19 protein-coding genes and 5 tRNA genes are annotated in these 26,319 nt (G+C 35.9%); 1 reads left to right on the top strand and 23 read right to left on the bottom strand.

The features are described 5' to 3' along the window. The coding region (locus DSM00_RS03970; RefSeq protein WP_164916293.1) for an Ig-like domain-containing protein at positions 1-2,629 on the bottom strand (2,629 nt) is incomplete at its 3' end. Then, positions 2,592-3,929: an Ig-like domain-containing protein gene (locus tag DSM00_RS03965; protein ID WP_128756708.1), complete on the bottom strand. Its 1,338-nt coding sequence runs from the start codon at positions 3,927-3,929 to the stop codon at positions 2,592-2,594. The genes DSM00_RS03970 and DSM00_RS03965, both read right to left, overlap by 38 nt. A 525-nt stretch (positions 3,930-4,454) precedes the next feature. On the opposite strand from DSM00_RS03965, the gene DSM00_RS03960 reads away from it, so the two are divergent. After that, positions 4,455-6,044 carry a peptide chain release factor 3 gene (locus tag DSM00_RS03960; RefSeq protein WP_128756707.1) on the top strand — a complete coding sequence of 530 codons (1,590 nt, stop codon included), beginning with the start codon at positions 4,455-4,457 and terminating at the stop codon, positions 6,042-6,044. Between the two features lie 194 nt (positions 6,045-6,238). Here the strand turns inward: DSM00_RS03960 and DSM00_RS03955 are convergent, their stop codons facing one another. From DSM00_RS03955 to DSM00_RS03855, 21 genes are all read right to left on the bottom strand, one after another. Further along, positions 6,239-6,553, bottom strand: a complete 315-nt coding sequence (locus DSM00_RS03955; protein ID WP_128756706.1) for a DUF3467 domain-containing protein — start codon at positions 6,551-6,553, stop codon at positions 6,239-6,241. A gap of 65 nt (positions 6,554-6,618) precedes the next feature. Beyond that, positions 6,619-10,920, bottom strand: coding sequence for a DNA-directed RNA polymerase subunit beta' (gene rpoC, locus DSM00_RS03950; RefSeq protein ID WP_128756705.1), 4,302 nt, complete (start codon positions 10,918-10,920; stop codon positions 6,619-6,621). An 87-nt stretch (positions 10,921-11,007) separates the two neighbouring features. Continuing rightward, positions 11,008-14,820, bottom strand: a complete 3,813-nt coding sequence (gene rpoB / locus DSM00_RS03945) for a DNA-directed RNA polymerase subunit beta (RefSeq protein ID WP_128756704.1) — start codon at positions 14,818-14,820, stop codon at positions 11,008-11,010. A gap of 189 nt (positions 14,821-15,009) precedes the next feature. After that, entirely contained in the window at positions 15,010-15,384 is a 375-nt protein-coding gene (gene rplL, locus DSM00_RS03940; protein ID WP_128756703.1) for a 50S ribosomal protein L7/L12, read from the bottom strand. A 56-nt stretch (positions 15,385-15,440) separates the two neighbouring features. Continuing rightward, positions 15,441-15,962 carry a 50S ribosomal protein L10 gene (rplJ, locus tag DSM00_RS03935; RefSeq protein ID WP_128756702.1) on the bottom strand — a complete coding sequence of 174 codons (522 nt, stop codon included), beginning with the start codon at positions 15,960-15,962 and terminating at the stop codon, positions 15,441-15,443. Positions 15,963-15,972: 10 nt separating this feature from the next. Continuing rightward, on the bottom strand, positions 15,973-16,671 hold the full coding sequence (gene rplA / locus DSM00_RS03930) for a 50S ribosomal protein L1 (RefSeq protein WP_128756701.1): 699 nt from the start codon (positions 16,669-16,671) through the stop codon (positions 15,973-15,975). Positions 16,672-16,692: 21 nt separating this feature from the next. Further along, on the bottom strand, positions 16,693-17,130 hold the full coding sequence (gene rplK, locus DSM00_RS03925; RefSeq protein ID WP_128756700.1) for a 50S ribosomal protein L11: 438 nt from the start codon (positions 17,128-17,130) through the stop codon (positions 16,693-16,695). Positions 17,131-17,199: 69 nt separating this feature from the next. After that, the gene (nusG, locus tag DSM00_RS03920; protein WP_128756699.1) at positions 17,200-17,760 is read right to left on the bottom strand and encodes a transcription termination/antitermination protein NusG; all 561 of its coding nucleotides are present in this window, start codon (positions 17,758-17,760) and stop codon (positions 17,200-17,202) included. 10 nt (positions 17,761-17,770) lie between these two features. Further along, positions 17,771-17,968 carry a preprotein translocase subunit SecE gene (gene secE, locus DSM00_RS03915; RefSeq protein ID WP_128756698.1) on the bottom strand — a complete coding sequence of 66 codons (198 nt, stop codon included), beginning with the start codon at positions 17,966-17,968 and terminating at the stop codon, positions 17,771-17,773. 107 nt (positions 17,969-18,075) lie between these two features. Beyond that, a tRNA-Trp gene (locus DSM00_RS03910) sits at positions 18,076-18,148 on the bottom strand. A 94-nt stretch (positions 18,149-18,242) separates the two neighbouring features. After that, entirely contained in the window at positions 18,243-19,430 is a 1,188-nt protein-coding gene (tuf, locus tag DSM00_RS03905) for an elongation factor Tu (RefSeq protein WP_128756697.1), read from the bottom strand. Positions 19,431-19,568: 138 nt separating this feature from the next. After that, positions 19,569-19,640, bottom strand: a tRNA-Thr gene (locus DSM00_RS03900). A gap of 180 nt (positions 19,641-19,820) precedes the next feature. Further along, positions 19,821-19,893, bottom strand: a tRNA-Gly gene (locus DSM00_RS03895). A 38-nt stretch (positions 19,894-19,931) separates the two neighbouring features. Further along, positions 19,932-20,014 (bottom strand) — tRNA-Tyr (locus DSM00_RS03890). A gap of 92 nt (positions 20,015-20,106) precedes the next feature. Continuing rightward, positions 20,107-20,180, bottom strand: a tRNA-Thr gene (locus tag DSM00_RS03885). Positions 20,181-20,278: 98 nt separating this feature from the next. Further along, a complete protein-coding gene (locus DSM00_RS03880) occupies positions 20,279-20,581 on the bottom strand; it encodes an HPF/RaiA family ribosome-associated protein (protein WP_128756696.1) in 303 nt (100 codons plus the stop codon). A 37-nt stretch (positions 20,582-20,618) separates the two neighbouring features. Beyond that, positions 20,619-21,512 carry a tyrosine-type recombinase/integrase gene (locus DSM00_RS03875; protein WP_128756695.1) on the bottom strand — a complete coding sequence of 298 codons (894 nt, stop codon included), beginning with the start codon at positions 21,510-21,512 and terminating at the stop codon, positions 20,619-20,621. A 140-nt stretch (positions 21,513-21,652) separates the two neighbouring features. Next, positions 21,653-21,847, bottom strand: coding sequence for a 30S ribosomal protein S21 (rpsU, locus tag DSM00_RS03870; RefSeq protein WP_028377788.1), 195 nt, complete (start codon positions 21,845-21,847; stop codon positions 21,653-21,655). Positions 21,848-21,950: 103 nt separating this feature from the next. Continuing rightward, a complete protein-coding gene (locus DSM00_RS03865; RefSeq protein ID WP_128756694.1) occupies positions 21,951-23,120 on the bottom strand; it encodes an acyl-CoA dehydrogenase family protein in 1,170 nt (389 codons plus the stop codon). Positions 23,121-23,205: 85 nt separating this feature from the next. Further along, positions 23,206-24,069 (bottom strand): helix-hairpin-helix domain-containing protein, encoded by an 864-nt coding sequence (locus tag DSM00_RS03860; protein WP_128756693.1) that lies wholly within the window; start codon positions 24,067-24,069, stop codon positions 23,206-23,208. A gap of 17 nt (positions 24,070-24,086) precedes the next feature. Continuing rightward, positions 24,087-26,165 (bottom strand): amino acid carrier protein, encoded by a 2,079-nt coding sequence (locus tag DSM00_RS03855; protein ID WP_128756692.1) that lies wholly within the window; start codon positions 26,163-26,165, stop codon positions 24,087-24,089. Positions 26,166-26,319: the final 154 nt, after the last annotated feature.

Here is a 26,319-nt window from a genome sequence, read left to right as displayed (position 1 = left end):
TGGTTACCTGTAGTGGGGTTCCGTCTGTATAATCTTCAGGATTTGTAGCTGTTCCATCTGCAAAGGTGATGTCTACTACGATATCCTCATAACTTGGCTTATCTAAAGTCACTACAAAGACTGCATCTGCGCCTTCTGCTACCGTTACATCTGCAATAGTAATAGTTGGTGCTGCACCGTCATTGTCGGTGATTGTTCCAGTTCCGGTTGCACTTGGAGCTGCTGTAGTTCCACTAGCTACCGTTCCAGTTACCGTAAAGGTTTCAGCTACTTCAAATAAAGCATCGTCTACTGTTGGGAAGGTAATTGGTCCGCTGGTAGTTGATCCCGCAGGAATGGTTACCTGTAGTGGGGTTCCGTCTGTATAATCTTCAGGATTTGTAGCTGTTCCATCTGCAAAGGTGATGTCTACTACGATATCCTCATAACTTGGCTTATCTAAAGTCACTACAAAGACTGCATCTGCGCCTTCTGCTACTGTTACATCTGCAATAGTAATAGTTAGTGATTTATCATTATCAGTAATAGTGCCTATTGCCTCTAAATCACTGCTTGCAATATTCAAATTTGAACCTACCGGAGTAAGCACCATATTAAAAGTTTCAGAAACTTCGAATATAGTGTCATCATTAGTATTTACAGGAGTAAAGGGAATAGTAATTGTTCCTGCCGGAATTTTAAATGTGCCATTTGTAATTGTATAATCTACTCCTCCAATTGCGCTACTAAATGTAATTGGCGAATTATCCGCAGAACTATAATTGAAAATAATATCTTCAGAACTAGCTCGTGACAATGTTAATTGAAAGACAACATCCTGACCTTCTACAGCAGATGCATCAGATATTTTTACAAATGGATCTAACGCGTCAATAAAGTTATTGCCACAAGACGATCTTAAATTAATATTCCTTGTAATTATGTTATCATTAGGACCAACTGCATCAGAAACTGAGAAATATTTATCAAGATCCGTTTCTTTTATAGTATATTCTACATCCTTAAATGCAGATAAATCTGACGTGACATGACGATATTCTCCATTTATATCCGTTACTAAATTAACATTAGTTTTATTACTTCCGGTAATATTTATAGAAACACCAGATAAAGGTTTTCCATTATCATCAGTAACTTTTCCACAAATTACTGGAGCTGTTATTAACGTACTAACAGGCTTATCATAATCTGCATTTTTCAAACCAAGAGAATAATATCTGTCGTTATCGCCATTATCCTTACCAATAGTATAATTTAAAACAGATTTATTCTCCCAATAATTACTAAATGTATATCTGGGATCAGTAGAAATATCTCCACCTGGGGCTGTTGTAGCATTTCTAGCAGTCCCACGAATTGAAGCTGATTTTTTCTCAATATTTATCAAAGTATTTTGAGACTGATAATATGCATCCGGTAAACTAAGCTCAGAATATTCACGTGTTCTTTGGCTATCCCCATCAATATCGAAAGAAGTACCAAAAAATGATAAGGGAATTTGATTACTAGCAGTTCCTCCTGAGGTAACAAACATTATTTCAAATTCTACACTCTGGTCACCAGTATTTGTACTATTTATTTGTGGTTGAAAATTTTCTGAGAGACCTTGTCCGGTTACATCAATATTTAAAAGAGAAGCTCCATTATTAAATCTCACAATTTTTACGAGAGCATCTATAGGAAATGGACTATCTAAAAATACATTAGAAAATCTATAAACAGCTCCTGGTTGAAGATTGGTCCCAGATATTTTAACGGGATTTACGAAATTTGATTTTTCAACAAAAGGCGCACAATCGCAGCTTCTTTCACCAGGCAATACAACATTTACATCTGAAACTGTAATAGTTACAATTGCTGTGCTTTTATCTCCATTAGCATCTTCTATATTATATTCAAATGAATCTTCTCCAGAGAAATCTGTATTAGGAGTATATAAAATAGTATCATCCGTAGGGTCTTTTGGAGTACCATTTTCATTAACTACAGCTTTACCATTTTTAGGGTTAGTAATAAGAGTAATAGGTTTATTAGATTTACCGTCTATTCCAAAATCATCATTACTAACAACATCAATATTTAGAGATGTATTTTCAAAAAGTTGTGCAAAATCATTTTGAGCAGTCGGCTTATGATTTGTCCTATCTACAACTACTGTCTTTACTACGCTACAACCTTTAGAATCTGTAATTGTAACAGTATAACTACCCGCATTTAGACCTGTAATTGTTTGAGTCGTTAAATTGTTTTTTGACCACTTGTAAGTATACGGTCCCACACCACCAGATGCATTACCTACCGTTGCAGTTCCGTCATTTCCATTAAATTTTGTTTCAGATGTAGATGAAGTTGTAGCCGTGATTTCATCATTTTGTATGATAGTAGAAGTAACAGACTTTGTACATCCGTTTTTATCAGTAACTGTAAGTGTATATTTGCCCGCAGGAACATTTATAAGATTACTTGTGGTTGCTCCATTACTCCATTGATAAGTAAGTGGGGACGCACCTCCAGAAACTGTAACATTAATTTTACCGGTAGATTCACCAAAGCACACCACATTAGTAATACTAGGATCCTCAATAGCTAAGTTACTGATTGATAGCTTTGTAGCGTTTTTTTGATTCACAACCGGAATTTATATTTTTAACTCGTAAAGTATAATTCCCATCTGCTAATTTTTCAAATTTTGGAGATGCCTGATAAGCACCTCCATTTAGCGAGTATGCGAATTGTGAACCTATAGGCTTAGTAACTGTAATACCTTGGTTCCCATTTTCATTACAGTCAAGCTTGTATTCAGCATTCTCAGGAAGCGCTGCAAATGTGAGTGTTACTTTACCTGTATCACAAACTGAGGTATTGGGAGCCGGTAAACAAACTTTGTATTCAAAAGTTACATCTCCAACAAAATTATCTTTTGGAACATAACTATAAGTGCCATTAGGATTTAAAGTAAAAGACTTACCCGCAGTAGATGGCCCGGAAATTAAGCTATATGTTGAATTAGACGGGACATTATTATTAATATTAAGGTCACCACTAATGGTTTCATTTTCACAAGCAAGTTCATTTTGATCCACAGCATATTTCTGTAGAATAAAAAACTTACCATCACCGTGATCTCTAGTTGCAGCAATAAAATCTATCTTAGTAATTTTAGATCCAGTTGGCGCAATACTGTTTAAATTAAATAGAGCAATGGCTATTGTCTGACCGTTGTCTTGCTTTCTACCTGAACCCCAGTAATCACTATTTGCGACAGGTGGTTTATAAGCGCCATCTCTACTATCACCAACACTTCTTACAAAAGTCTGACCTAATTTTGTTTCAGCACCTCCACCTACAGGAATACCATAAACCTCCACATAAAAACAGTTATTACCTCCTCTTTCAGTAACGGCTAATATAGCTCCTTCATTTGAAGGTATAGCTGGATCGTAGGATATTGTTTGTTTCTGAGCATCTGTAGTCTTTGCAGCTTCAAAGTTTCCGCAAATATCTCGACCATTCGGATTAGCGGTAAAATAGTGATTCAAATTTTTATCCTGAAATGCTGCTAAAGCACCAGCATTCCATGTACTAGATGCACCTCCCGTATGGGTATTACTATTAGATACTAGCGTAGTCCCATTTTCTATAATTTGATTTGGACTATTCCCATCAGGCCCTCTACGAGTCATCTTATAGGCTGTTGGTACAACGAATGTGTTATACAGTGTACCGTTTACAGTAATTGACTTAATAATAACAGGGTCATTATTCCTAACTTGAGAACCTTCAAACTCAAAAGATGCTCCACTGCGTATAGATGGGGCCTGCTGAGCAAGAACTGTCGAATACGAAAACAATAGAAGAAATATCGAAAACAATAATGTTCGATTTCTAGAAGTCAGTAAATAAAACTTCGTTAAGTAGTTTTTACCCATATTATATGAATTAAATCAAAGTATATATCAGAACTAATATTCTGACGTAAATATTTTATATAGAGAAACTTGGAGTTGAATTACTCACTGTGAGGAAAGTAATTGTAATCCGTAATAAATTGAACCTGCAAAGGTCTTAAAACTATGAAGTTGGGCACCGCAAATATATCAATAGGTTAAGTCTAATTCTATTTGGAAATATTATTTTAGACATAATGCACAATAGTCGGCAAAAGAACACCTTGAAACATTATTTAGTAGGAATTTATAAAGATTTATCTTACAAAATCAAACCTTTGTTTGCGATGATCTAGATATATGCTAAGAGGTTTTCTTTGTTTTCCACCCAATAATGTCTTATTTCTATAAAATATGTGATCAAACTAATTAAAATTTCTACATAACTCATATATAATCTCATCAATATAAATTTTCTGAAAATCACAATCTATATGCGCTAACTCCATGATTGAAATCATTCTAAATGATCAACATATCATATCTTTGCGTTCTTAAATTTTACAAATGAACGTTAAGAAAGAAATAGCAAGGAGACGTACCTTCGGTATTATATCACATCCTGATGCTGGAAAAACAACTCTTACTGAAAAACTCCTTTTATTTGGTGGTGCAATTCAAGAGGCAGGTGCTGTAAAATCTAATAAAATCAAGAAGGGGGCCACTAGTGATTTTATGGAAATCGAAAGACAGCGTGGGATATCTGTAGCTACTTCTGTACTTGCATTCGAATATAATGGCACAAAAATCAACATATTAGATACACCTGGTCACAAGGATTTTGCTGAAGATACGTTTAGAACCCTTACTGCCGTAGATAGTGTTATTGTAGTAATTGATGTTGCTAAAGGGGTTGAAGAGCAAACTGAGAAATTAGTTCAAGTTTGTAGAATGCGTAAAATTCCAATGATTGTATTTGTTAATAAACTGGATCGTGAAGGGAAAGATGCTTTTGAACTTTTAGATGAAATTGAGCAGAAATTATCGCTGACAGTGACTCCCTTAAGCTTTCCTATAGGGATGGGTTATGATTTTAAAGGAATCTACAACATCTGGGAGAAGAATATCAACCTTTTTAGTGGTGATAGTCGTAAAAACATAGAAGAAACTATTAAAATCCAAGATATCCAATCTGCTGATTTATATAAACTTATAGGTGAAAAACCTGCGGAAACGTTACGTGAAGAATTAGAACTTGTAGATGGTGTTTACCCTAGTTTTGATCAAGAGGCCTACTTGGCAGCAGAACAACAACCTGTGTTCTTTGGATCCGCTTTAAATAATTTTGGAGTAAGAGAGCTTTTAGATTGTTTTATTACAATTGCGCCTACGCCTAGACCAAAACAAAGTGAAGAGCGCATAGTTCATCCTGATGAAAAGGAATTTACCGGATTTGTGTTCAAAATTCACGCAAATATGGATCCAAAACACCGTGATAGACTCGCTTTTATCAAAATTGTTTCAGGTGTTTTTGAAAGGAATACCCCTTATTTACACGTTAGAAATGGAAAAAAATTAAAATTTTCAAGTCCGAATGCCTTTTTTGCTGAGAAAAAAGAGATTGTTGATATCTCTTATCCCGGTGATATTGTAGGACTTCACGATACAGGAAATTTTAAAATTGGTGATACGCTTACCGAAGGAGAAGAAATTCATTACAAGGGAATTCCTGCTTTCTCACCAGAGCATTTTAGATACATCAATAATGCTGATCCAATGAAATCTAAGCAGTTAGAAAAAGGTATTGACCAACTCATGGATGAAGGTGTAGCTCAGTTATTTACATTAGAGCTGAATGGAAGAAAAGTAATAGGTACAGTTGGCGCTTTACAATATGAAGTAATTCAATATAGATTAGAACATGAATATGGTGCTAAATGTACTTATGAGCCGCTAAGTGTTCATAAAGCATGTTGGGTCGAGCCTAAAGACTCTAAGAGTGAAGAGTTTAAAGAATTCATACGTGTCAAACAGCGATTTATGGCTAAGGATAAACGTGGCCATTTAGTATTTCTTGCAGATTCACCATTTACATTGCAAATGACTCAACAAAAATATCCTAATGTGAAGTTACACTTCGTTTCCGAATATAAATAATCATTCTAAAGCCATTTAAAAGATCCTATGTAAATAAATGATTAATATGTCGTAAATACTTTAAAAATCTCGTAAAAGCCACTTAAATAACATCATTTACTATTAAGAATAGATTTTAAGAATGGTAATTTAGTTATCGATAAAATTAGATTATAATTAAAAAAGTCCTAAACACTGTTTAGGACTTTTTTAATTTAAGCTTGACCACTAGGACCAAAATTTAAAGGTATCGGCTGTTTTTCATAATCTTTAATTTCACCGTGCGCTTTTTCAAAACGCTTAACATTCTCCTGAAGTGCTTTTGCCAGCCTCTTAGCATGTTGCGGAGTTAAAATTATACGTGACTTCACTTTACTCTTAGGAGTGCCTGGCATAATGTTTATAAAATCAACTACAAATTCAGATACTGAATGATTAATTATCGCCAGATTGGAATATTGTCCTTGAGCAATCGTCTCGTCAAGCTCAATATTTAATTGACCACTCTCATTATTTTTTTCTTCTGCCATTATATATTACTTTAAATAAAAAAAGCAGCTCCATTTCTGAAGCTGCTTTTGTATATACAGTTAAATTAATTAAAATTTACTTCTTCCCGAGCCGCATTGAGCTCTTCTAATTCTTGTTTACTTCCTACGATGATCTTATCATATCTACGTAAACCTGTACCTGCTGGAATTCTATGTCCAACTATAACATTTTCCTTAAGACCTTCAAGATCATCAATCTTACCACTTACTGCTGCTTCGTTAAGAACTTTTGTAGTTTCCTGGAAAGAAGCTGCAGAAATAAATGATTTTGTTTGAAGTGATGCTCTCGTAATACCTTGAAGTACTGGAGTCGCAGTCGCTGCAACAACATCACGCGCTGTAGCTAGATTTTTATCTTCTCTTCTTAAGATAGAATTTTCATCACGCAAATCACGCGGAGAAATTATTTGTCCAGCTTTTAAAGTTTCAGAATCACCAGCATCTTCAATAACTTTCATTCCGAAAATTGCGTCATTTTCAGTAACAAAATCATCTTTGTGCACTAATTGATTCTCAAGGAAGATAGTATCACCTGGATCTTGAATTCTAACTTTACGCATCATTTGACGTACTACTACCTCAAAATGCTTATCATTAATCTTCACCCCCTGTAAACGATACACTTCTTGTACTTCATTAACAAGATATTGCTGTACTGCAGAAGGACCTTTTATAGATAAAATATCTTCTGGAGTTACAGAACCATCAGATAATGGCATTCCCGCTCTAACAAAGTCATTTTCCTGAACTAATATCTGGTTTGATAATTTAACTAGATATTTTTTAACTTCTCCAAGCTTAGACTCAACTATAATTTCACGGTTACCTCTCTTAATTTTACCAAAGGAAACTACACCATCAATCTCACTTACAACAGCTGGATTAGAAGGATTACGTGCTTCAAATAATTCGGTTACTCGAGGAAGTCCCCCAGTAATATCACCCGCTTTTGCAGATTTACGAGGTATCTTAACTAAAATTTTTCCGATTTTAATTTTATCATTATCATCTACCATAAGGTGAGCCCCTACTGGAAGGTTATAAGAACGAATCACTTCATCTTTTTTACCTAAGATATGTAATGTAGGAATCATACGTTTGTTACGTGATTCTGAAATTACTTTCTCTTGGAAACCAGTTTGCTCATCTGTTTCTACTTGATAAGTAAGACCTTGCTCGATATTCTCATATTTGATTTTACCAGCAAATTCAGATATAATAACACCGTTATATGGATCCCAACTACAGATAACATCACCTTTAGAAACAGTATCACCATCCTTTGCAGAAAGTTGTGAACCATAAGGAATATTATTAGTACTTAATAAAATACCGGTTTTACTATCAAATATTTTAGCTTCAGATGTACGTGAAATAACAATTTGAGAAATAGAACCATCTGGTGCTTCTCCTTCAACAGTCTTAAGATCTTCAATCTCTAAGCGACCGCTAAATTTCACAACAACCTTATTCTCTTCTGAAATGTTACCCGCAATACCACCTACGTGGAATGTTCTTAGTGTAAGCTGTGTACCTGGTTCACCAATGGATTGTGCTGCCACAACTCCTACTGCTTCACCCATTTGAACCATTTTATTGGTTGCTAGGTTTCTACCATAACACTTAGAGCAAATACCTTTAGTAGCTTCACACGTTAATGCAGAACGTACTTCAACAGATTCAATAGGTGCTTTTGTAATTTCAGCAGCTAGCTCTTCAGTAATTTCTGCTCCAGCTTTTACGATTACTTCACTATCTAACGGATTGATAACATCATTTAATGCTATACGACCGATGATACGTGCTTCTAAAGTTTCAACAATTTCTTCATTTTTCTTTAATGCAGAAACTTCAACACCTCTTAAGGTATCACAATCTTCACTATTAATGATAACATCTTGAGATACATCTACAAGACGACGAGTTAAATAACCCGCATCTGCAGTTTTAAGAGCCGTATCGGCAAGACCTTTACGAGCACCGTGAGTAGAGATAAAGTATTCAAGAATTGAAAGACCTTCCTTAAAGTTAGAAAGAATTGGGTTTTCAATAATTGCTCCACCTCCATCATTAGATTTCTTAGGCTTAGCCATAAGACCACGCATACCAGTTAACTGGCGAATCTGCTCTTTAGAACCCCTTGCACCAGAATCAAGCATCATATACACCGAGTTAAATCCTTGCTGATCTTCGCGAATGCGCTTCATAGCAAGCTCTGTAAGTGAAGCATTTGTTGATGTCCAAACATCAATAACCTGGTTGTAACGTTCTGAATTTGTAATAAGACCCATATTATAGCTAGACATAATTCCGTCTACCTGAGTATTTGCCTCATCAATCATCTCATACTTTTCCTTAGGAATAATTATATCACCAAGTGAGAATGAAAGACCACCTCTAAATGCAAATGTATAACCAAGAGTTTTAATACTATCTAAGAATTCCGCAGTACGTGGAACACTTGTAAGTTTTAAAATACGTGCAATTACATCTCTAAGTGATTTCTTAGTAAGTACCTCATTAATGTAACCCGCTTCGTCAGGTACGCTTTCATTAAATAATACACGACCCACAGTACTATCTATGATTTGGTAAACAAGCTTACCTTCTTCATTAAAATCTTTAGTACGTATTTTAATCATCGCGTTGATATTCACACGCTTCTGATTGTGAGCTATAACAACTTCCTCAGCACTGTAAAAAGTAATTCCCTCACCTTGAATAGGATGCTCTGGAGTACTCTTACGTGCCTTAGTCATATAATACAGACCAAGTACCATATCCTGAGATGGTACCGTAATAGGAGCACCATTAGCAGGATTAAGAATATTATTAGAGGCAAGCATTAACATTTGAGCTTCCAAAATTGCTTCTGGGCCTAATGGTAAATGTACCGCCATCTGATCCCCATCAAAATCAGCGTTAAAAGCCGTACAAACTAATGGATGTAACTGTATCGCTTTACCTTCAATAAGTTTTGGCTGAAAAGCCTGAATACCTAATCTGTGAAGCGTAGGAGCACGGTTAAGTAATACTGGGTGTCCTTTAAGGACATTTTCTAATATATCCCAAACTACTGGCTCTTTTTTATCTATTATTTTCTTTGCAGACTTAACAGTCTTTACAATTCCACGCTCTATAAGCTTTCTAATAACGAAAGGCTTATAAAGTTCTGCAGCCATATCTTTAGGAATACCACATTCGTAAAGTTTTAATTCTGGCCCAACAACAATTACTGAACGTGCAGAATAATCAACACGTTTACCGAGTAAGTTTTGACGGAAACGACCCTGCTTACCTTTCAATGAATCTGAAAGAGATTTCAAAGGTCTGTTAGAATCTGTTTTAACAGCTGAAGATTTACGAGTATTATCAAATAATGAATCTACCGCTTCCTGAAGCATACGCTTCTCATTACGCAAAATAACCTCAGGCGCTTTAATTTCCATTAAACGCTTAAGACGGTTATTACGAATAATTACACGACGATATAAATCATTTAAATCTGATGTTGCAAATCGACCACCATCTAATGGTACTAATGGACGTAATTCTGGTGGAATAACGGGAATTACTTTCATAATCATCCACTCTGGAAGATTCTCGCGATTTTTATTTGCATCTCTTAAAGCTTCAACAACTTGAAGACGTTTTAGCGCTTCAGTTTTACGTTGTTTTGAAGTTTCATTATTTGCCTTATGACGTAAATCATAAGAAAGCTCATTAAGATTTATTCTCTTTAAAAGCTCTATAAGACACTCAGCACCCATCTTAGCGATAAACTTATTTGGGTCGCTGTCATCTAAATACATATTTTCTTGAGGTATAGATTCAAGAACATTAAGATATTCCTCTTCAGTAAGGAAATCCATTTTCTTTAAATCATCACCCTCTTCACTTTTAGCTATACCTGGCTGTATTACTACATAGCGCTCATAATAGATAATCATGTCTAATTTTTTAGACGGAAGACCTAATATGTAACCTATTTTATTTGGCAAACTTCTAAAGTACCAGATGTGAGCAACAGGCACAACTAGATTGATGTGACCTACACGATCTCTACGTACTTTCTTCTCAGTAACTTCTACACCACAACGATCACAAACAATACCTTTATATCGTATACGTTTGTATTTTCCACAAGCACACTCATAATCCTTTACAGGACCAAAGATACGCTCACAGAACAAACCGTCACGTTCTGGTTTGTGTGTACGGTAATTTATAGTTTCTGGTTTTAACACCTCTCCGCGCGATTCAGCCAAAATTGCTTCAGGAGACGCAAGACCAATAGAGATTTTATTAAACCTCTTTACTGCATTCTTATCATTATCTCTTGCCATAATACCTTATGTCGAAAATTATTCATTTTAAAATTCTTTGATACTATAATAAGTTTCGCTTCCGAAGAAGCGAAACCTTTAATGTATCTAATCTTCTAGACGAATGTCTAGTCCAAGACCTTTAAGCTCGTGCATTAATACGTTGAACGATTCTGGTAATCCTGGCTCTGGCATAGGCTCACCTTTTACTATACTTTCGTAAGTTTTAGCTCTACCTATTACATCATCAGATTTAACTGTAAGAATTTCACGTAAAGTTGCTGAAGCACCATAAGCTTCAAGCGCCCAAACTTCCATCTCTCCAAAACGCTGACCACCAAATTGTGCTTTACCACCTAATGGTTGTTGTGTTATTAATGAGTAAGGACCTATAGAACGTGCGTGCATCTTATCATCTACCATGTGACCTAACTTCAGCATATAGATAACACCTACAGTTGCAGCCTGATCAAAACGATCTCCTGTTCCACCATCATATAAATAAGTATGTCCAAATCGAGGTATACCTGCCTCATCTGTCAACTCATTAATTTGATCTAATGTAGCTCCATCAAAAATAGGTGTCGCATACTTACGACCTAATTTTTGACCCGCCCATCCAAGAACAGTTTCATAAATCTGACCAATGTTCATACGTGATGGTACCCCTAATGGATTCAACACGATATCAACTGGAGTTCCGTCTTCTAAGAAAGGCATATCTTCTTCACGCACAATACGCGCAACGATACCTTTGTTTCCGTGACGACCTGCCATTTTATCACCCACTTTTAGTTTACGCTTTTTAGCAACATAAACTTTGGCAAGTTTTATAATACCAGCAGGTAATTCATCACCTACAGAAATTGTAAATTTCTCACGACGTAAATTTCCTTGTAGATCATTTTCTTTGATACGATAATTATGTAACAGATCTGCGATCATTACATTGGTAGTATCATCAGTTGCCCAAGTTCCTTGATTTAAATGCGTATAATCTTCAACAGAATTAAGCATCTTTAAAGTGAATTTCTTTCCTTTAGGAAGTATTTCTTCACCTAAATCATTCTTAACACCTTGAGCAGTTTTTCCATTAACTAGTTGGAATAACTTATCTACAAGAACTGCTTTTAGATCATCAAATTTTTGATCGTACTCAGCTTCTAGAGCAGCGATATCTTCTTTATCTTTAGCTCTCTTACGCTTATCTTTTATAGCACGTGCAAAAAGTTTCTTCTGTATTACCACACCTCTTAATGAAGGAGAAGCTTTTAAAGAAGCATCTTTTACATCACCTGCTTTGTCACCAAATATAGCACGAAGAAGTTTTTCTTCTGGAGTAGGATCTGATTCTCCTTTAGGAGTAATTTTTCCTATTAATATATCTCCAGGCTTCACCTCTGCACCTATACGTATCATACCATTTTCATCAAGGTCTTTTGTAGCCTCTTCAGAAACGTTAGGTATGTCATTAGTTAATTCTTCATTACCTAATTTTGTATCACGTACATCTAGGGAATATTCATCAACGTGAATAGAAGTGAATATATCTTCACGCACAACTTTCTCAGATATAACAATAGCATCCTCAAAGTTATACCCTTTCCAAGGCATAAAGGCTACTTTCATGTTACGACCTAAAGCGAGTTCCCCAGCTTCGGTAGCATATCCTTGACAAAGTACTTGACCTTTTTTAACACGATCACCTCTACTTACGATAGGCTTAAGGTTAATAGAAGTACTTTGGTTAGTCTTACGAAATTTAATTAATTGGTATGTTTTGCTATCTTCTTCAAAACTAACCATACGTTGCTCTTCGGTACGGTCATATTTTATAGTGATTTCATTGGCGTCAACATATTCAACTACACCATCACCTTCGGCATTAATCAATACACGAGAATCAGATGCCACTTGACGTTCCAGACCTGTTCCTACAATAGGAGAATCAACACGTAAAAGCGGTACTGCCTGACGCATCATGTTAGATCCCATCAATGCACGGTTTGCATCATCATGTTCTAAGAAAGGAATTAACGATGCAGATATCGATGCAATCTGGTTAGGAGAAACATCGGCATAATGTACCGTGTTAGGTTCCACAACCGGGAAGTCACCTTCCATACGAGCAATTACTTTCTCTTCAGTAATTGACCCATCATCGGTCATAGGATTGTTTGCCTGAGCAATTAACATTCCTTCCTCTTCTTCTGCACTTAAATATCTAGGCTCAGTTTCAAGATCAATTTTACCATCGGTTACAGTACGGTAAGGAGTCTCAATGAACCCCATATTGTTAACCTTGGCGTAAACTGCTAATGAAGATATCAAACCAATGTTTGGCCCTTCAGGAGTTTCAATAGGGCAAAGACGACCATAATGTGTATAATGTACATCTCGCACCTCAAAACCTGCACGCTCACGAGAAAGACCACCTGGTCCTAATGCTGAAAGACGACGCTTGTGCGTAATCTCTGCAAGAGGGTTAGTCTGATCCATGAACTGTGATAATTGGTTTGTACCAAAGAATGAATTAATTACAGACGAAAGTGTTTTCGCATTAATTAAGTCAATTGGAGTAAATACTTCATTATCACGTACATTCATACGCTCACGAATTGTACGGGCCATACGAGCTAAACCTACACCAAACTGAGTAGATAATTGCTCTCCTACAGTACGTACACGACGGTTAGATAAGTGATCAATATCATCTATTTCAGCTTTAGAATTAATAAGCTCGATTAAGTATTTTACGATAGTTATGATATCTTGCTTGGTAAGCACCTGCTTATCCATCCCGATATCAAGACCTAATTTCTTGTTCATTCTATAACGACCTACCTCACCTAAGTTATAGCGTTGATCACTAAAGAATAATTTGTCAATAATACCACGTGCTGTTTCCTCATCTGGCGGCTCAGCATTACGTAATTGACGATATATATGTTCTACAGCCTCTTTTTCTGAGTTTGTAGGATCTTTCTGTAGCGTATTGTGAATAATCGCATAGTCACCTAGTTGATTATCTTCCTTATGAAGAAGAATCGTTTTAGCACCAGCATCTAATATTTCATCTACATGTTCTTTTTCTAAAACTGTATCACGATCTAAAACAATCTCATTACGTTCGATAGAAACAACTTCACCTGTATCTTCGTCCACAAAATCCTCGTGCCAAGTGTTAAGAACACGAGCAGCAAGCTTACGGCCTAAATATTTCTTAAGACCAGTTTTTGAAACCTTAACCTCTTCTGCAAGGTCAAAGATTTCTAAAATATCTTTATCACGCTCAAAACCTATCGCGCGAAAAAGAGTAGTAACAGGTAACTTTTTCTTACGATCTATGTAAGCATACATTACACTATTAATATCTGTAGCAAATTCAATCCAAGAACCTTTAAAAGGTATTACTCTTGCTGAATAAAGCTTGGTACCATTAGCATGAAAAGACTGGCCGAAGAAAACACCAGGTGAACGGTGTAACTGAGAAACAACTACTCGCTCTGCACCATTGATACAAAAAGTACCGCTTGGTGTCATGTAAGGAATAGTACCAAGATATACATCCTGTACTATTGTTTCAAAATCTTCGTGCTCATCATCAGTACAGTATAATTTTAAACGGGCTTTTAATGGAACGCTATACGTTAAGCCTCGTTCGATACATTCTTGAATAGAGTATCTAGGTGGATCAACAAAATAATCCAAAAATTCTAGTACAAAGTTATTACGGGTATCCGTAATTGGGAAATTCTCTAGAAATGTGTTGTAAAGTCCTTCATTTCCTCTTTCTTCAGACTTAGTCTCTAATTGAAAGAAATCTTGAAAGGATTTAATCTGAATATCCAAAAAGTCAGGATACTCAGGTCTGTTCTTTACCGATGAGAAATTCAGTCTTTCAGCTTGTTTTGCTTGCATCTTCAACGAACGGAATTTAATTAAAATAAATTGAAGATCTGTATGATCAGATCTATTTGATTTCTTAACATAAGAAATCTAAAGCAATAATAGTCGTAAATAATATGAAAACCTTATATACGACAAATGGTTTAGGTCTATTTCGAAAAATCGAAAAGACCTAAACCCTTGTATTTATAAGTGTTAAGCTTACTTAAGCTCAACTTCAGCACCAGCTTCTTCTAACTGAGCTTTAATAGCTTCAGCTTCGTCTTTAGCGATACCTTCTTTAATTGGACTTGGAGCGTTGTCAACTAATTCTTTTGCTTCTTTAAGACCTGCACCAGTTAATTCTTTAACTAGTTTTACAACTGCAAGTTTAGAACCACCTGCTGCCTTAAGGATTACATCAAACTCAGTTTGCTCTTCAGCGGCATCATCACCACCACCAGCAGGACCAGCCATAGCTACAGCAGCTGCTGCAGGCTCGATACCATACTCATCTTTTAAAATAGTAGCTAACTCATTTACCTCTTTTACAGTTAAGTTAACTAGTTGTTCTGCGAAATCTTTTAAATCTGCCATTTCTATCGTTTTAAAAAAAAATTATTCTATTATTATTATTTGTGCGTACGTAATTATTAACCTTCCTTTTCAGAAAGAGTCTTAAGAAGTCCAGCGATTGTTTGACCTCCTGATTTAAGAGCGCCAATAACGTTCTTAGCAGGTGATTGAAGAAGACCAATAATCTCCCCAACAAGTTCTTCTTTAGATTTAATATCAACTAGAGCATCTAATTGATCGTCACCTATGTAAATCGCTTCTTCAATAAATGCTCCTTTAAGTAAAGGCTTTTGAGATTTCTTACGAAACTCTTTAATAACCTTAGCTGGCGCATTTCCAGTTTCAGAAAGCATAATAGATGTATTTCCTTTTAAAATAGAAGGTAATTCCCCAAAATCCTTATCTGAACTCTCCATTGCTTTTGCAAGCAATGTATTCTTAACCACGGCTAGTTTTACGTTTGCCTTAAAGCAAGCTCTTCTTAATCTAGAAGTAGTTTCTGCATTTAAGCCAGAAATATCTGCTAAATATATATGAGCACTATCAGCTAACTGCGCAGTCAAATCTTCTATTACTTGTGATTTTTCTTCTCTTGTCATAATTTAACTTTTACTGCTCAGCAAAACGTTTTGAATCTACTTCTACGCTAGGACTCATCGTGCTAGACATAAAGATGCTTTTAATATAAACACCTTTAGACGTAGTAGGCTTCAATTTTACTAATGTGGTTATCAATTCTCTTGCGTTATCTGCTATTTTATCTGCATCAAAAGATGCTTTACCTATAGCAGCATGTACAATACCAGTCTTATCAACCTTGAAATCTATTTTACCAGCTTTAACATCAGAAACAGCCTTAGCCACGTCCATAGTTACAGTACCGGTTTTTGGGTTTGGCATTAAGCCACGAGGACCTAACACACGTCCTAAAGGACCTAATTTACCCATAACACTTGGCATAGTGATGATAACATCAACATCTGTCCAACCGTTTTTAATTTTCTCTAGATATTCATCAAGACCTACAAAGTCAGCTCCAGCTTTTTTAGCCTCAGCTTCTTTATCTGGAGTTACCAGAGCAAGAACCTTTACGTCTTTACCAGTTCCGTGAGGAAGTGTTACCACTCCACGAACCATTTGGTTTGCTTTACGTGGATCTACATTAAGACGCACAGCCAAATCAACAGAAGGATCAAAATTAACTTTGCTTACTTCTTTTATTAAAGCAGAAGCTTCCGCTAGTGTATAAGCAGAACTACTGTCTACCTTAGCGCGGGCTTCTTTTTGCTTTTTTGTTACTTTTGCCATTTTAAATTGCTTTTTTGGATGTTAAAAAGGAGCTTGTCCTTTTACAGTTATTCCCATAGACCTTGCAGTACCTGCAACCATCTTCATAGCACTCTCGATCGTGAAAGCGTTTAAATCTGGCATTTTGTCTTCTGAGATAGCTTTAATTTGATCCCATGTTACGCTAGCAACTTTTTTACGGTTTGGTTCACCAGAACCTCCTTTAATCTTAGCTGCTTCCATCAATTGGATGGCAGCAGGTGGTGTTTTAACCACAAAGTCAAAAGATTTATCACCGTAAACAGTGATAGCAACAGGCAATACTTTACCGGCTTTATCTTGAGTTCGAGCATTAAACTGCTTACAAAACTCCATGATATTTACTCCGGCAGCACCTAAAGCTGGTCCAACAGGTGGGGAAGGGTTTGCGGCTCCTCCCTTAACTTGCAACTTAACAACCTTACTTATTTCTTTTGCCATTTTTAAAAATTTAGTTTGATACGTTCATTTGTGGAAGCAGTAGAACAATACCTAATATATGTGTAACACTTATACTTTCTCAACTTGCATGTAGCTCAATTCTAAAGGCGTCTTTCTACCAAAAATCTTAACCATCACCTCTAGCTTACGCTTTTCTTCATTAACCTTCTCAACAGAACCATTAAAACCGTTAAAAGGACCATCGATAACTTTGACAGTTTCTCCAATAACAAAAGGTATAGCGACGCTATCTGATTTTACAGATAATTCATCTACTTTACCTAACATTCTATTTACCTCTGAGATTCTTAATGGAACAGGATCACCACCTTTAGTTTCACCTAAGAAACCGATAACGCCATTAATAGACTTTATCATGTGAGTCACTTCACCACCAAGGTTTGCATGAATCATAATATATCCAGGAAAATAAACACGTTCTTTATTTATCTTTTTACCATTACGTATCTGGATAACTTTCTCTGTAGGAACAAGAACTTGCTCAATATAATCCTCAAGGTTAAAGCGAGAAATCTCTTGCTCTATATATCCTTTAACTTTGTTTTCCTGACCACTAACGGCCCTTACCACGTACCAGTCTTTATCTTTGGTATTGTTTACTATAGCCATTGTAATTATTTTAAGCTCCTACCAGATTAAAATACGCCTCTATAGCCCTGCTAAAAACAGTATCAACACCCCAAATTCCTAACGAAAAAATAATTGTGAAAACAGCAACAACAACAGTCAAACGTTGCGCCTCAGATAGCGGAGTCCAGGTTACGTGATTTTTTAATTCGTTATAAGACTCTTGAATGTAATTAACTAATCCGGCCATATTATTGTATATTATTTATAAGGCTCTATACCTTTTAAACTAACCATTACTATTTATTAGTAATAGAATAAATATTATTAAAATTTAAATAGATTTTAATAAGTCTGCACGGGCTGAGAGGCTCGAACTCCCGACACCTGGTTTTGGAGACCAGTGCTCTACCAACTGAGCTAAGCCCGTAAGAATTAAGAATTAGCTAAAGAGCTGTCTTCTTAATAAAAATCAAGGCATCCGTATAAACGGACGCCTTAATTCTATAAATTATAATCCGTAATTATTCTACAATCTCAGTTACCTGACCTGCACCTACAGTTCTACCACCTTCACGAATCGCAAAACGTAAACCTACATTCATCGCTATTGGCTGAATTAACTCTACATTGATTGTTAAGTTATCTCCTGGCATTACCATTTCAACACCCTCAGAAAGAGAAATGTTTCCAGTTACGTCAGTTGTACGAACGTAAAACTGAGGACGGTAGTTATTATGGAACGGAGTGTGACGTCCACCTTCTTCTTTTTTCAAGATATAAACCTCTGCTTTGAATTTAGAGTGAGGCTTAACTGAACCTGGCTTAGTAATAACCATACCTCTAGTGATCTGAGATTTTTCAATACCTCTTAAAAGGATACCTACGTTATCACCAGCTTCACCTCTATCTAATATCTTACGGAACATTTCAACTCCAGTAATAGTAGATGTAAGTTTTTCAGCACCCATACCTATGATCTCCACAGGATCTCCAGTATTTGCTACTCCAGTTTCAATACGACCAGTTGCAACAGTACCACGACCAGTAATAGAGAAAACATCTTCGATAGGCATTAAGAATGGCTTATCAACATCACGAGCAGGTAGTTCAATCCAGCTATCTACAGCTTCCATAAGCTCCATAACTTTATCAACCCAAACTTGCTCACCATTTAAAGCACCTAAAGCAGAACCTTGAACAACAGGACCATTATCACCATCATACTCATAGAAACTAAGAAGATCTCTTACTTCCATCTCAACAAGCTCAAGCAATTCTTCATCATCAACCATATCCACTTTATTCATGAATACAACGATACGAGGAATACCTACCTGACGACCTAAAAGGATGTGCTCGCGAGTTTGTGGCATAGGACCATCTGTTGCAGCAACAACAAGAATAGCACCGTCCATTTGAGCAGCACCAGTAACCATGTTCTTAACGTAATCCGCGTGACCTGGACAGTCAACGTGAGCGTAGTGACGGTTAGCAGTAGAATACTCTACGTGCGAAGTGTTAATAGTAATACCTCTTTCTTTTTCTTCTGGAGCGTTGTCAATAGAGTCAAAACTTCTCATTTCAGAAAGACCTGCGTTAGCAAGTACAGTAGTAATAGCAGCAGTTAAGGTAGTTTTACCGTGGTCAACGTGCCCTATAGTACCAATATTTAAGTGAGGTTTGGAACGATCAAATGTTGCCTTTGCCATGATTTAAATAATTTTAATCTTAGTTATTATTAGTGTTTATTTTTTAAACTTACCTGACACGCTGATTATAGATTCTTTACAAAACGCAAAAAACCGAGCGTAAAACTACACTCGTTTAATTAGCAGCGACTGCTATTGAGCCAACGACGGGATTTGAACCCGTGACCTCTTCCTTACCAAGGAAACGCTCTACCCCTGAGCTACGTCGGCTTAAATTACTTCCCATCAAAACGACCGAAGTCAGAATTACCCAGGACCGACCTTCTCAGCTAAAGGGCTCATAAAAGTCATATAATGACTACAACCAAAGCCTATCAGATTTGGTTTAATAAGACCGAAGATGTAAATCTAACGACCTTGCTTGCGATTAATTAAATTAACAGCAATTAGAGCGGGAGACCGGGTTCGAACCGGCGACATTCAGCTTGGAAGGCTGACGCTCTACCAACTGAGCTACTCCCGCATTAACAATATGATAAATCATACGTTTTGCATAAATTGTGGGGAGAGCAGGATTCGAACCTGCGAAGTCGTAAAACAACAGAGTTACAGTCTGTCCTCGTTGGCCGCTTGAGTATCTCCCCAATATTGGTAAATCAATATTTCAAAAAACGCTTTTACCGCGCTTAGCGCAAGTTTTTAAACTTATACAATTTAAAAACTCTAGTTTAAAAAGAGCCGATGGAGGGACTCGAACCCACGACCTGCTGATTACAAATCAGCTGCTCTAGCCAGCTGAGCTACATCGGCTTTTTGTTAGATTTTGAGGAGTAAAAAACTCCGCTGTTTCTAACGGAGTGCAAATGTAAAACAAAAAACATATTACCAAAACATTTTTTGAAATTTTTTTATGCAATTGCTCTATTTTTTTCTTTTTGCTTAATTAGAAGACGCTCTAATGAGCTCGCACAACTATAGGCACCAGCCTCAAAAGATTTAGCTTGTTTTTTAACAATCAGCTCGTTACCCGGAATACTCAACAATATTTCGACAATTTTATTATTTCTACTACTCGTATTCTGAATTTTTAAAAAAATATCAGCATAAATGATCTGATCGTGAAATTGATCTAATTTATTCATCTTCTTCTGAAGATAATTAATCAATTTTTGATCGGCTACAAAATGGGGAGTTTGGACATTTACTTTCATAGATTTGGATTTAAAAGTTAATTAATACATCAAAAAACTAATTTTTAAGATTTCTTGGATGGGCATTTTTATAAACCTTTCCCAATTCAGCTATACTAGAATGGGTATAAACTTGAGTTGCCGCTAAACTGGAATGACCCAATAGCTCTTTAACCGCATTTAAATCTGCTCCATTATTTAATAAATGAGTAGCAAATGTATGTCTTAGCATATGCGGACTTATTTTAGTTTTTTGAGACACCTCACTAAAATAGCGAATTATGACCCTATAAACAAAAGTTTCATATAGTTTATCTCCTTTATTAGTTAATAATAAATATGGCGAATGATCACTACCCCAAGTTCGTGCTCGTAGGCTGATATATTCTTCTATGAGACCTTCTAACCATTTTATCATAGGTATTAAACGCTCCTTATTGCGCTTTCCTAGAACCTTGATCACATGAGATGAAAAATCGATATCAGAGATCTTAATATTAATTAGCTCACTTCTCCTTATCCCGAGAGCATAAAATATTGAGATAATCACATAATCTCTTTTCCCTTCAAAAGCATCTGACTTACTTAAGTTCTCTATGACTTGATTTACTTCACTTGGAGAGAAAGGAATTTGAATTTCCTTTTTAATTTTTAAGGATTTATGTTTTAATAATGGAGATATCTGTATTTCTCCTACTTTTTGTAAAAATTTAAAATAAGCCTTTATAGAAGCTATTTTTCTGTTTATACTTCGATGACTTAATTTCCGCGTAGAGAGGTGAACCACGTAAGCTCTTATAAACACATATTCCACTAGCTTAGGGTTTTCAATTTGATATTCTTCCTGAAGAAAATTAAAGAATGTTTGTATATCTGCATTATATGCAAGAATAGTATGAGCACTATAATTACGTTCGAGTTTAAGATAATCTAAGAATGCCTCTAAATACATAAATTAAAAAATGAACAGGAAGATACAAAACAAAAAAATCCGCTAAGAAATACTCTTAGCGGATTTTATATTGTTGAAAGAGGATTAGTCTCTCTGTTAATAATCCTAGTAAGAATAAAAATTCTTACAGACGGAAATTATTAAATATTCTCTTGATCGCGAAGTCCTTGAATATAAGAAGCTTTTTGAATTTCACGTCTTCTAGAAACAGAAGGTTTTGTGAAAGCTTGACGATCACGCAGCTTACGCATTGTTCCCGTTCTATCAAATTTTCTTTTGAAACGCTTCAGCGCTCTATCGATATTTTCTCCGTCTTTTACTGGTATAATTAACATAGTGGTACCTCCTTTCTTTAAAATTCTTTTCAGTTTACAGGCTGCAAATATAATCTAAACTTTAAAACTAGCAAGCCTGTTTTTATTTTATTATTAGCTACGCTTAATTTGCTGCTGGCTTATATTCTTTTTTGTCAATAACCATCTTGGCTATAATTTCTTTTAATATCTCTGAAGTACCTCCTCCTATTGGCCCCAGCCTACTATCTCTAAACATTCTTGCTAGCGGATAGTCTTCCATATAACCATATCCACCTAACATTTGAAGACACTTATAAATTACTTCATCTGCAATTTTTGTAGACAACAACTTAGACATACTTGCTTCCTTCACTACATAATCTCCACTGTTAAGGTTGTTAGCAATGCTGTAATTGAAAGATTTAACCATCTCAATTTCACTAGCCATCTCAGCCACAGTATGTCTCAAAGCTTGAAATTTATCAATAGTTTTCCCAAAAGCTGTACGTTCGGCCATATAACCTAATGTATAATCGAGAGCATATTCAGCTCTTGCATGAGCGTTTACACCCATAATTAGACGCTCTAATGCAAAATGCTGCATAATATAAGAGAATCCTTTGTTTTCTTCCCCCATAAGATTATCTACAGGAATTTTTACATCAGTAAAAGCAATCTCACCCGTATCTGATGCACGCCATCCCAGCTTATCCAGTTTTGTTGCACTTATGCCAGGGGTATCTCTATCTACTATAAATATACTTAAGCCTTTATTTCCCTTTTCAGGATCTGTCTTAGCCGCAACAATAAGATAGTCAGAATAAACTCCATTAGTAATAAAAGTTTTAGATCCATTTAAAATATAGTGCTCTCCACTGCGTACCGCCGTACTGCGCATTCCTGCAACATCAGAGCCTCCAAACGGTTCCGTAATGCAAAGACAACCTATAAGCTCTCCTGAAATACTAGCTGGAAGATATTTTTCTTTTATTGCCGATGTTCCTTCTGCCTTCAAATGGGTCATTGCTAAATAAGCGTGAGCCCACATAGCAGCAGCAAAACCTCCACTATTTATTCGTTGCAATTCTTCGAGAAATATTACCGTATAGAAAATATCGAGGTCTAAACCTCCATATTCTTCTGGAGAGGCCAAGCCGAAATATCCCATATCCCCCATCTTAGTCCAGATAGAACGATCTATAGTACCGGTCTCTTCCCAAGTATCAATATTAGGAACAACTTCTTTTTGTAGAAATCCTCTAAGACTTTCTCTAAAGAGCTCGTGCTCTTCTGAAAAGTATATATTTTTCATTTAATTACGCTTTATATTATTATAAGGTCACTGGAAAGGGAATTTCGCAAGGAGAAATTGCATTATTCTCAAATAAACCTGCATTTTATTGGTTGGTTGACAAATATAATTTAATTCGATCTAACTTGTATGCAGTTATACCTTCAATTTTTAGTAGTTCATCAAGATTTACAATTCCTTCATTTAAGATGCGATAATTAATTATACTTCTTGCAATATCAAATGTCACAAATGGAATAGTTGCAAGATCTGAAGCATTGACCTCGTTCACATTTAAACGATCAATATTTGGTTTTGTTTTTACGGTAAATTCTTTTTTAACCTCAAAAACTTGAGCTCGCTTTAAATTGTAGATGTCGTACAATTGATCATCTTCAAGAAAACCACCTATCTTTTTTCTATAGTTTAAGACAAGCCTCGCGCTTTCGTTGGTAAAATTTGGAAGGCTAGATAAATCTGCAAAGGTTACTCTATTTAGATCACGTTTATTAGCCAATGATTTATATGCTGAATTAGTATTGCTCTTTTTACTTTGAGCATTCTTAACCCAATCTGGAAATTTAAAAAAAGGTGCTATGGTAGCCAATAGTGAATCTGAAACCCCTGTAACAGTTTGAAAATCTGAAGCAGAATTAATCCATAAGTTTTGAGATCTATATGCAAGTAGTTTATCAATCTCTTCCGGACTTAATCCTAAAGTATATCCTTTATAATCTGTCATGAAATTAGGATTGAACGGAAAGATTTTTATTGTTTCTTCAGCAGCTTTACTACTCCGAAGTGAATCTATTTGCCGTTGAATTAATAGTACTTCGGAATCTGATATGGATTCTTGTTCAATTTTTCCTAAACTGAAGTATGCCCACCAGCAACAAATAAGAATTGCTATTAAAAGCAAAATCCCACTTCGCTTTTTGTTATCAAGCTGAAAGTGGGATTTTAGATTCATTTATCTTTATATTGAGATTAACTCTTTTCCTGAGCTACACGTTGCTTTTTAAATAATTCATTAGCCTTAAGTTTTCTAAAATACTCTCTCAAGTCTTTTCTCACTTCCCCACTCATAATATAGAGTCCTATAATATTAGGAAATGACATAGCTAAGATCATCATATCTGAAAAATCGAGGACGGCTCCTAAACTTACCGAAGCACCTACCACTACGAAAAATAAGAATAAAATTTTATATAATAATTCCATCTTTTTACTTTTTCCGAATAGGTAGGTCCAGGCTCTCATTCCGTAATAAGACCAAGAAATCATAGTAGAAAATGCAAATAAGAATACTGCCGCAGCCAGTACATATGGAAACCAAGAGATAACACTACCAAAAGCATCTGAAGTTAAATCTGCTCCTGCTACCCCTGTAACTTCGTGCATCCCTGTAAATATCAATACTAAAGCTGTAAGTGTACATACAACTACAGTATCGATAAAAGGCTCTAATAATGCTACAAATCCTTCAGAAGGCGGGTGATTGGTTTTAGCCACACTATGTGCAATGGCTGCAGAACCTACACCAGCCTCATTAGAGAATGCAGCACGTTGAAAACCTACAATTAAAACTCCAAGAATACCCCCTTTAAGTGCACTTGGGCTGAATGCACCATCTATAATTGCATTAAATGCAGGACCTATATTTTCTATATTTATGAATATTACGGTTAACGCTCCAAGCACATATACTCCAGCCATAAAAGGTACAATCTTACCTGTAACTTTAGCAATACTGTTGATTCCACCGATAATAACGACACCTACAAGAACCGCCACGGTAATTCCAAACCAAAAACCGTTACCTTCTAACCCCGGAAACTGCCCACTTAAGATTTCAAAAGATTGATTAGCCTGAAACATATTACCTCCACCAAATGAGGCTCCAATTGCCAAAATTGCAAAAGCTCCTGCAAGCACTTTACCGAATCCGCCCATATTACGCTTTTCTAGACCGTAACGTAAATAATTCATAGGACCACCAAAAACTCGACCGTCTGGTAAAATATCACGATACTTTACCCCTAAGGTACATTCCACAAATTTTGATGACATACCCAGAAGACCAGCGACGATCATCCAAAATGTAGCTCCTGCACCCCCTAAAGAAACTGCCACAGCCACACCCGCTATATTACCCAAACCTACAGTAGCTGAAACTGCGGTTGCCAATGCCTGAAAATGAGTTATACTTCCCGGAGCATTAGGATCATCATATTTCCCTTTAGCCAATTCAAGACTATGACTAAAACCTCTAAAGTTTATGAAGCCCATACGAACGGTAAAAAATGCTGCTCCAAATATTAACCACACGACTATAAAAGGAATACTATTTGTTTTCTCATCACCATTAGCATATACTAGCGGAACCGGTTCATCATAAAAAATCTCTGCAAATACATCGGCATTTGTTTGAATTAAATGCTTTTGATTGTTCGCGTTGTATATAACATTACCTGCTTCCTCAAGATGCTTAATAGTACCATTAGCATCTGCCTTGACTACAATTTCAGTCCCGTTGCTTTCAGAAATAACAGCAATCTCCTGATTTTTTTTAACTTTCGCCCCATCAGCTACAAGCCATTCATTTAAAGTAAATGTATCCTGTGTATCTGCAGTCCATCCAGGTATTGAAACCATTTTTAAATCTGCATATATAATAGGATCATAAATACCTAGGGCCGCAAAAGGATCCCAAAATAATACTGAACCCATCGCCGCTACCGCCGGTGTCATAGTACCATTAAATATTTCTGTTATAGCTTCTGCTTCAATTTTAAATTCTTTTGTAATAGTTGTTCCTGCAGCGTCGGTAACCATTACTTTATGGGTAACACCCTCTGTAAGGGAGGTAGCTTCATTAGAAGTTAGGGCGGTACTCTGATCACTCCACTTGTAGGTGTATGGAGCTTGACCTCCAGTTACTGAAATTTTTGCAACACCGTCGTTAATTTTTGAAGTAGGGTTTGAAGCTTCTGCTGTTACTTTTAAATCTTGCGCGAATACCATAATTGGTAAGACGAAGGTCAAAAGAAATAATTTTACTTTCATAGTTCGTATTAAGTTCAATATTTATTTTGTCAAAAGTTGCAATATGCTAAAAAAAAAGACCTTCTCAAAGATCAGGCTCGTTAAAAATGAAACGTTAATTGGATTTTACCTAGAATCCTGCAATTAATATCTATCATCTTTAGCAATGTGAAGC

Source organism: Leeuwenhoekiella aequorea (genome assembly GCF_004104375.1).
GTDB lineage: Bacteria > Bacteroidota > Bacteroidia > Flavobacteriales > Flavobacteriaceae > Leeuwenhoekiella > Leeuwenhoekiella aequorea.
The sequence above is the reverse complement of the archived record's forward strand: the minus strand, read 5'-3'. Positions and strand labels throughout refer to the sequence as shown.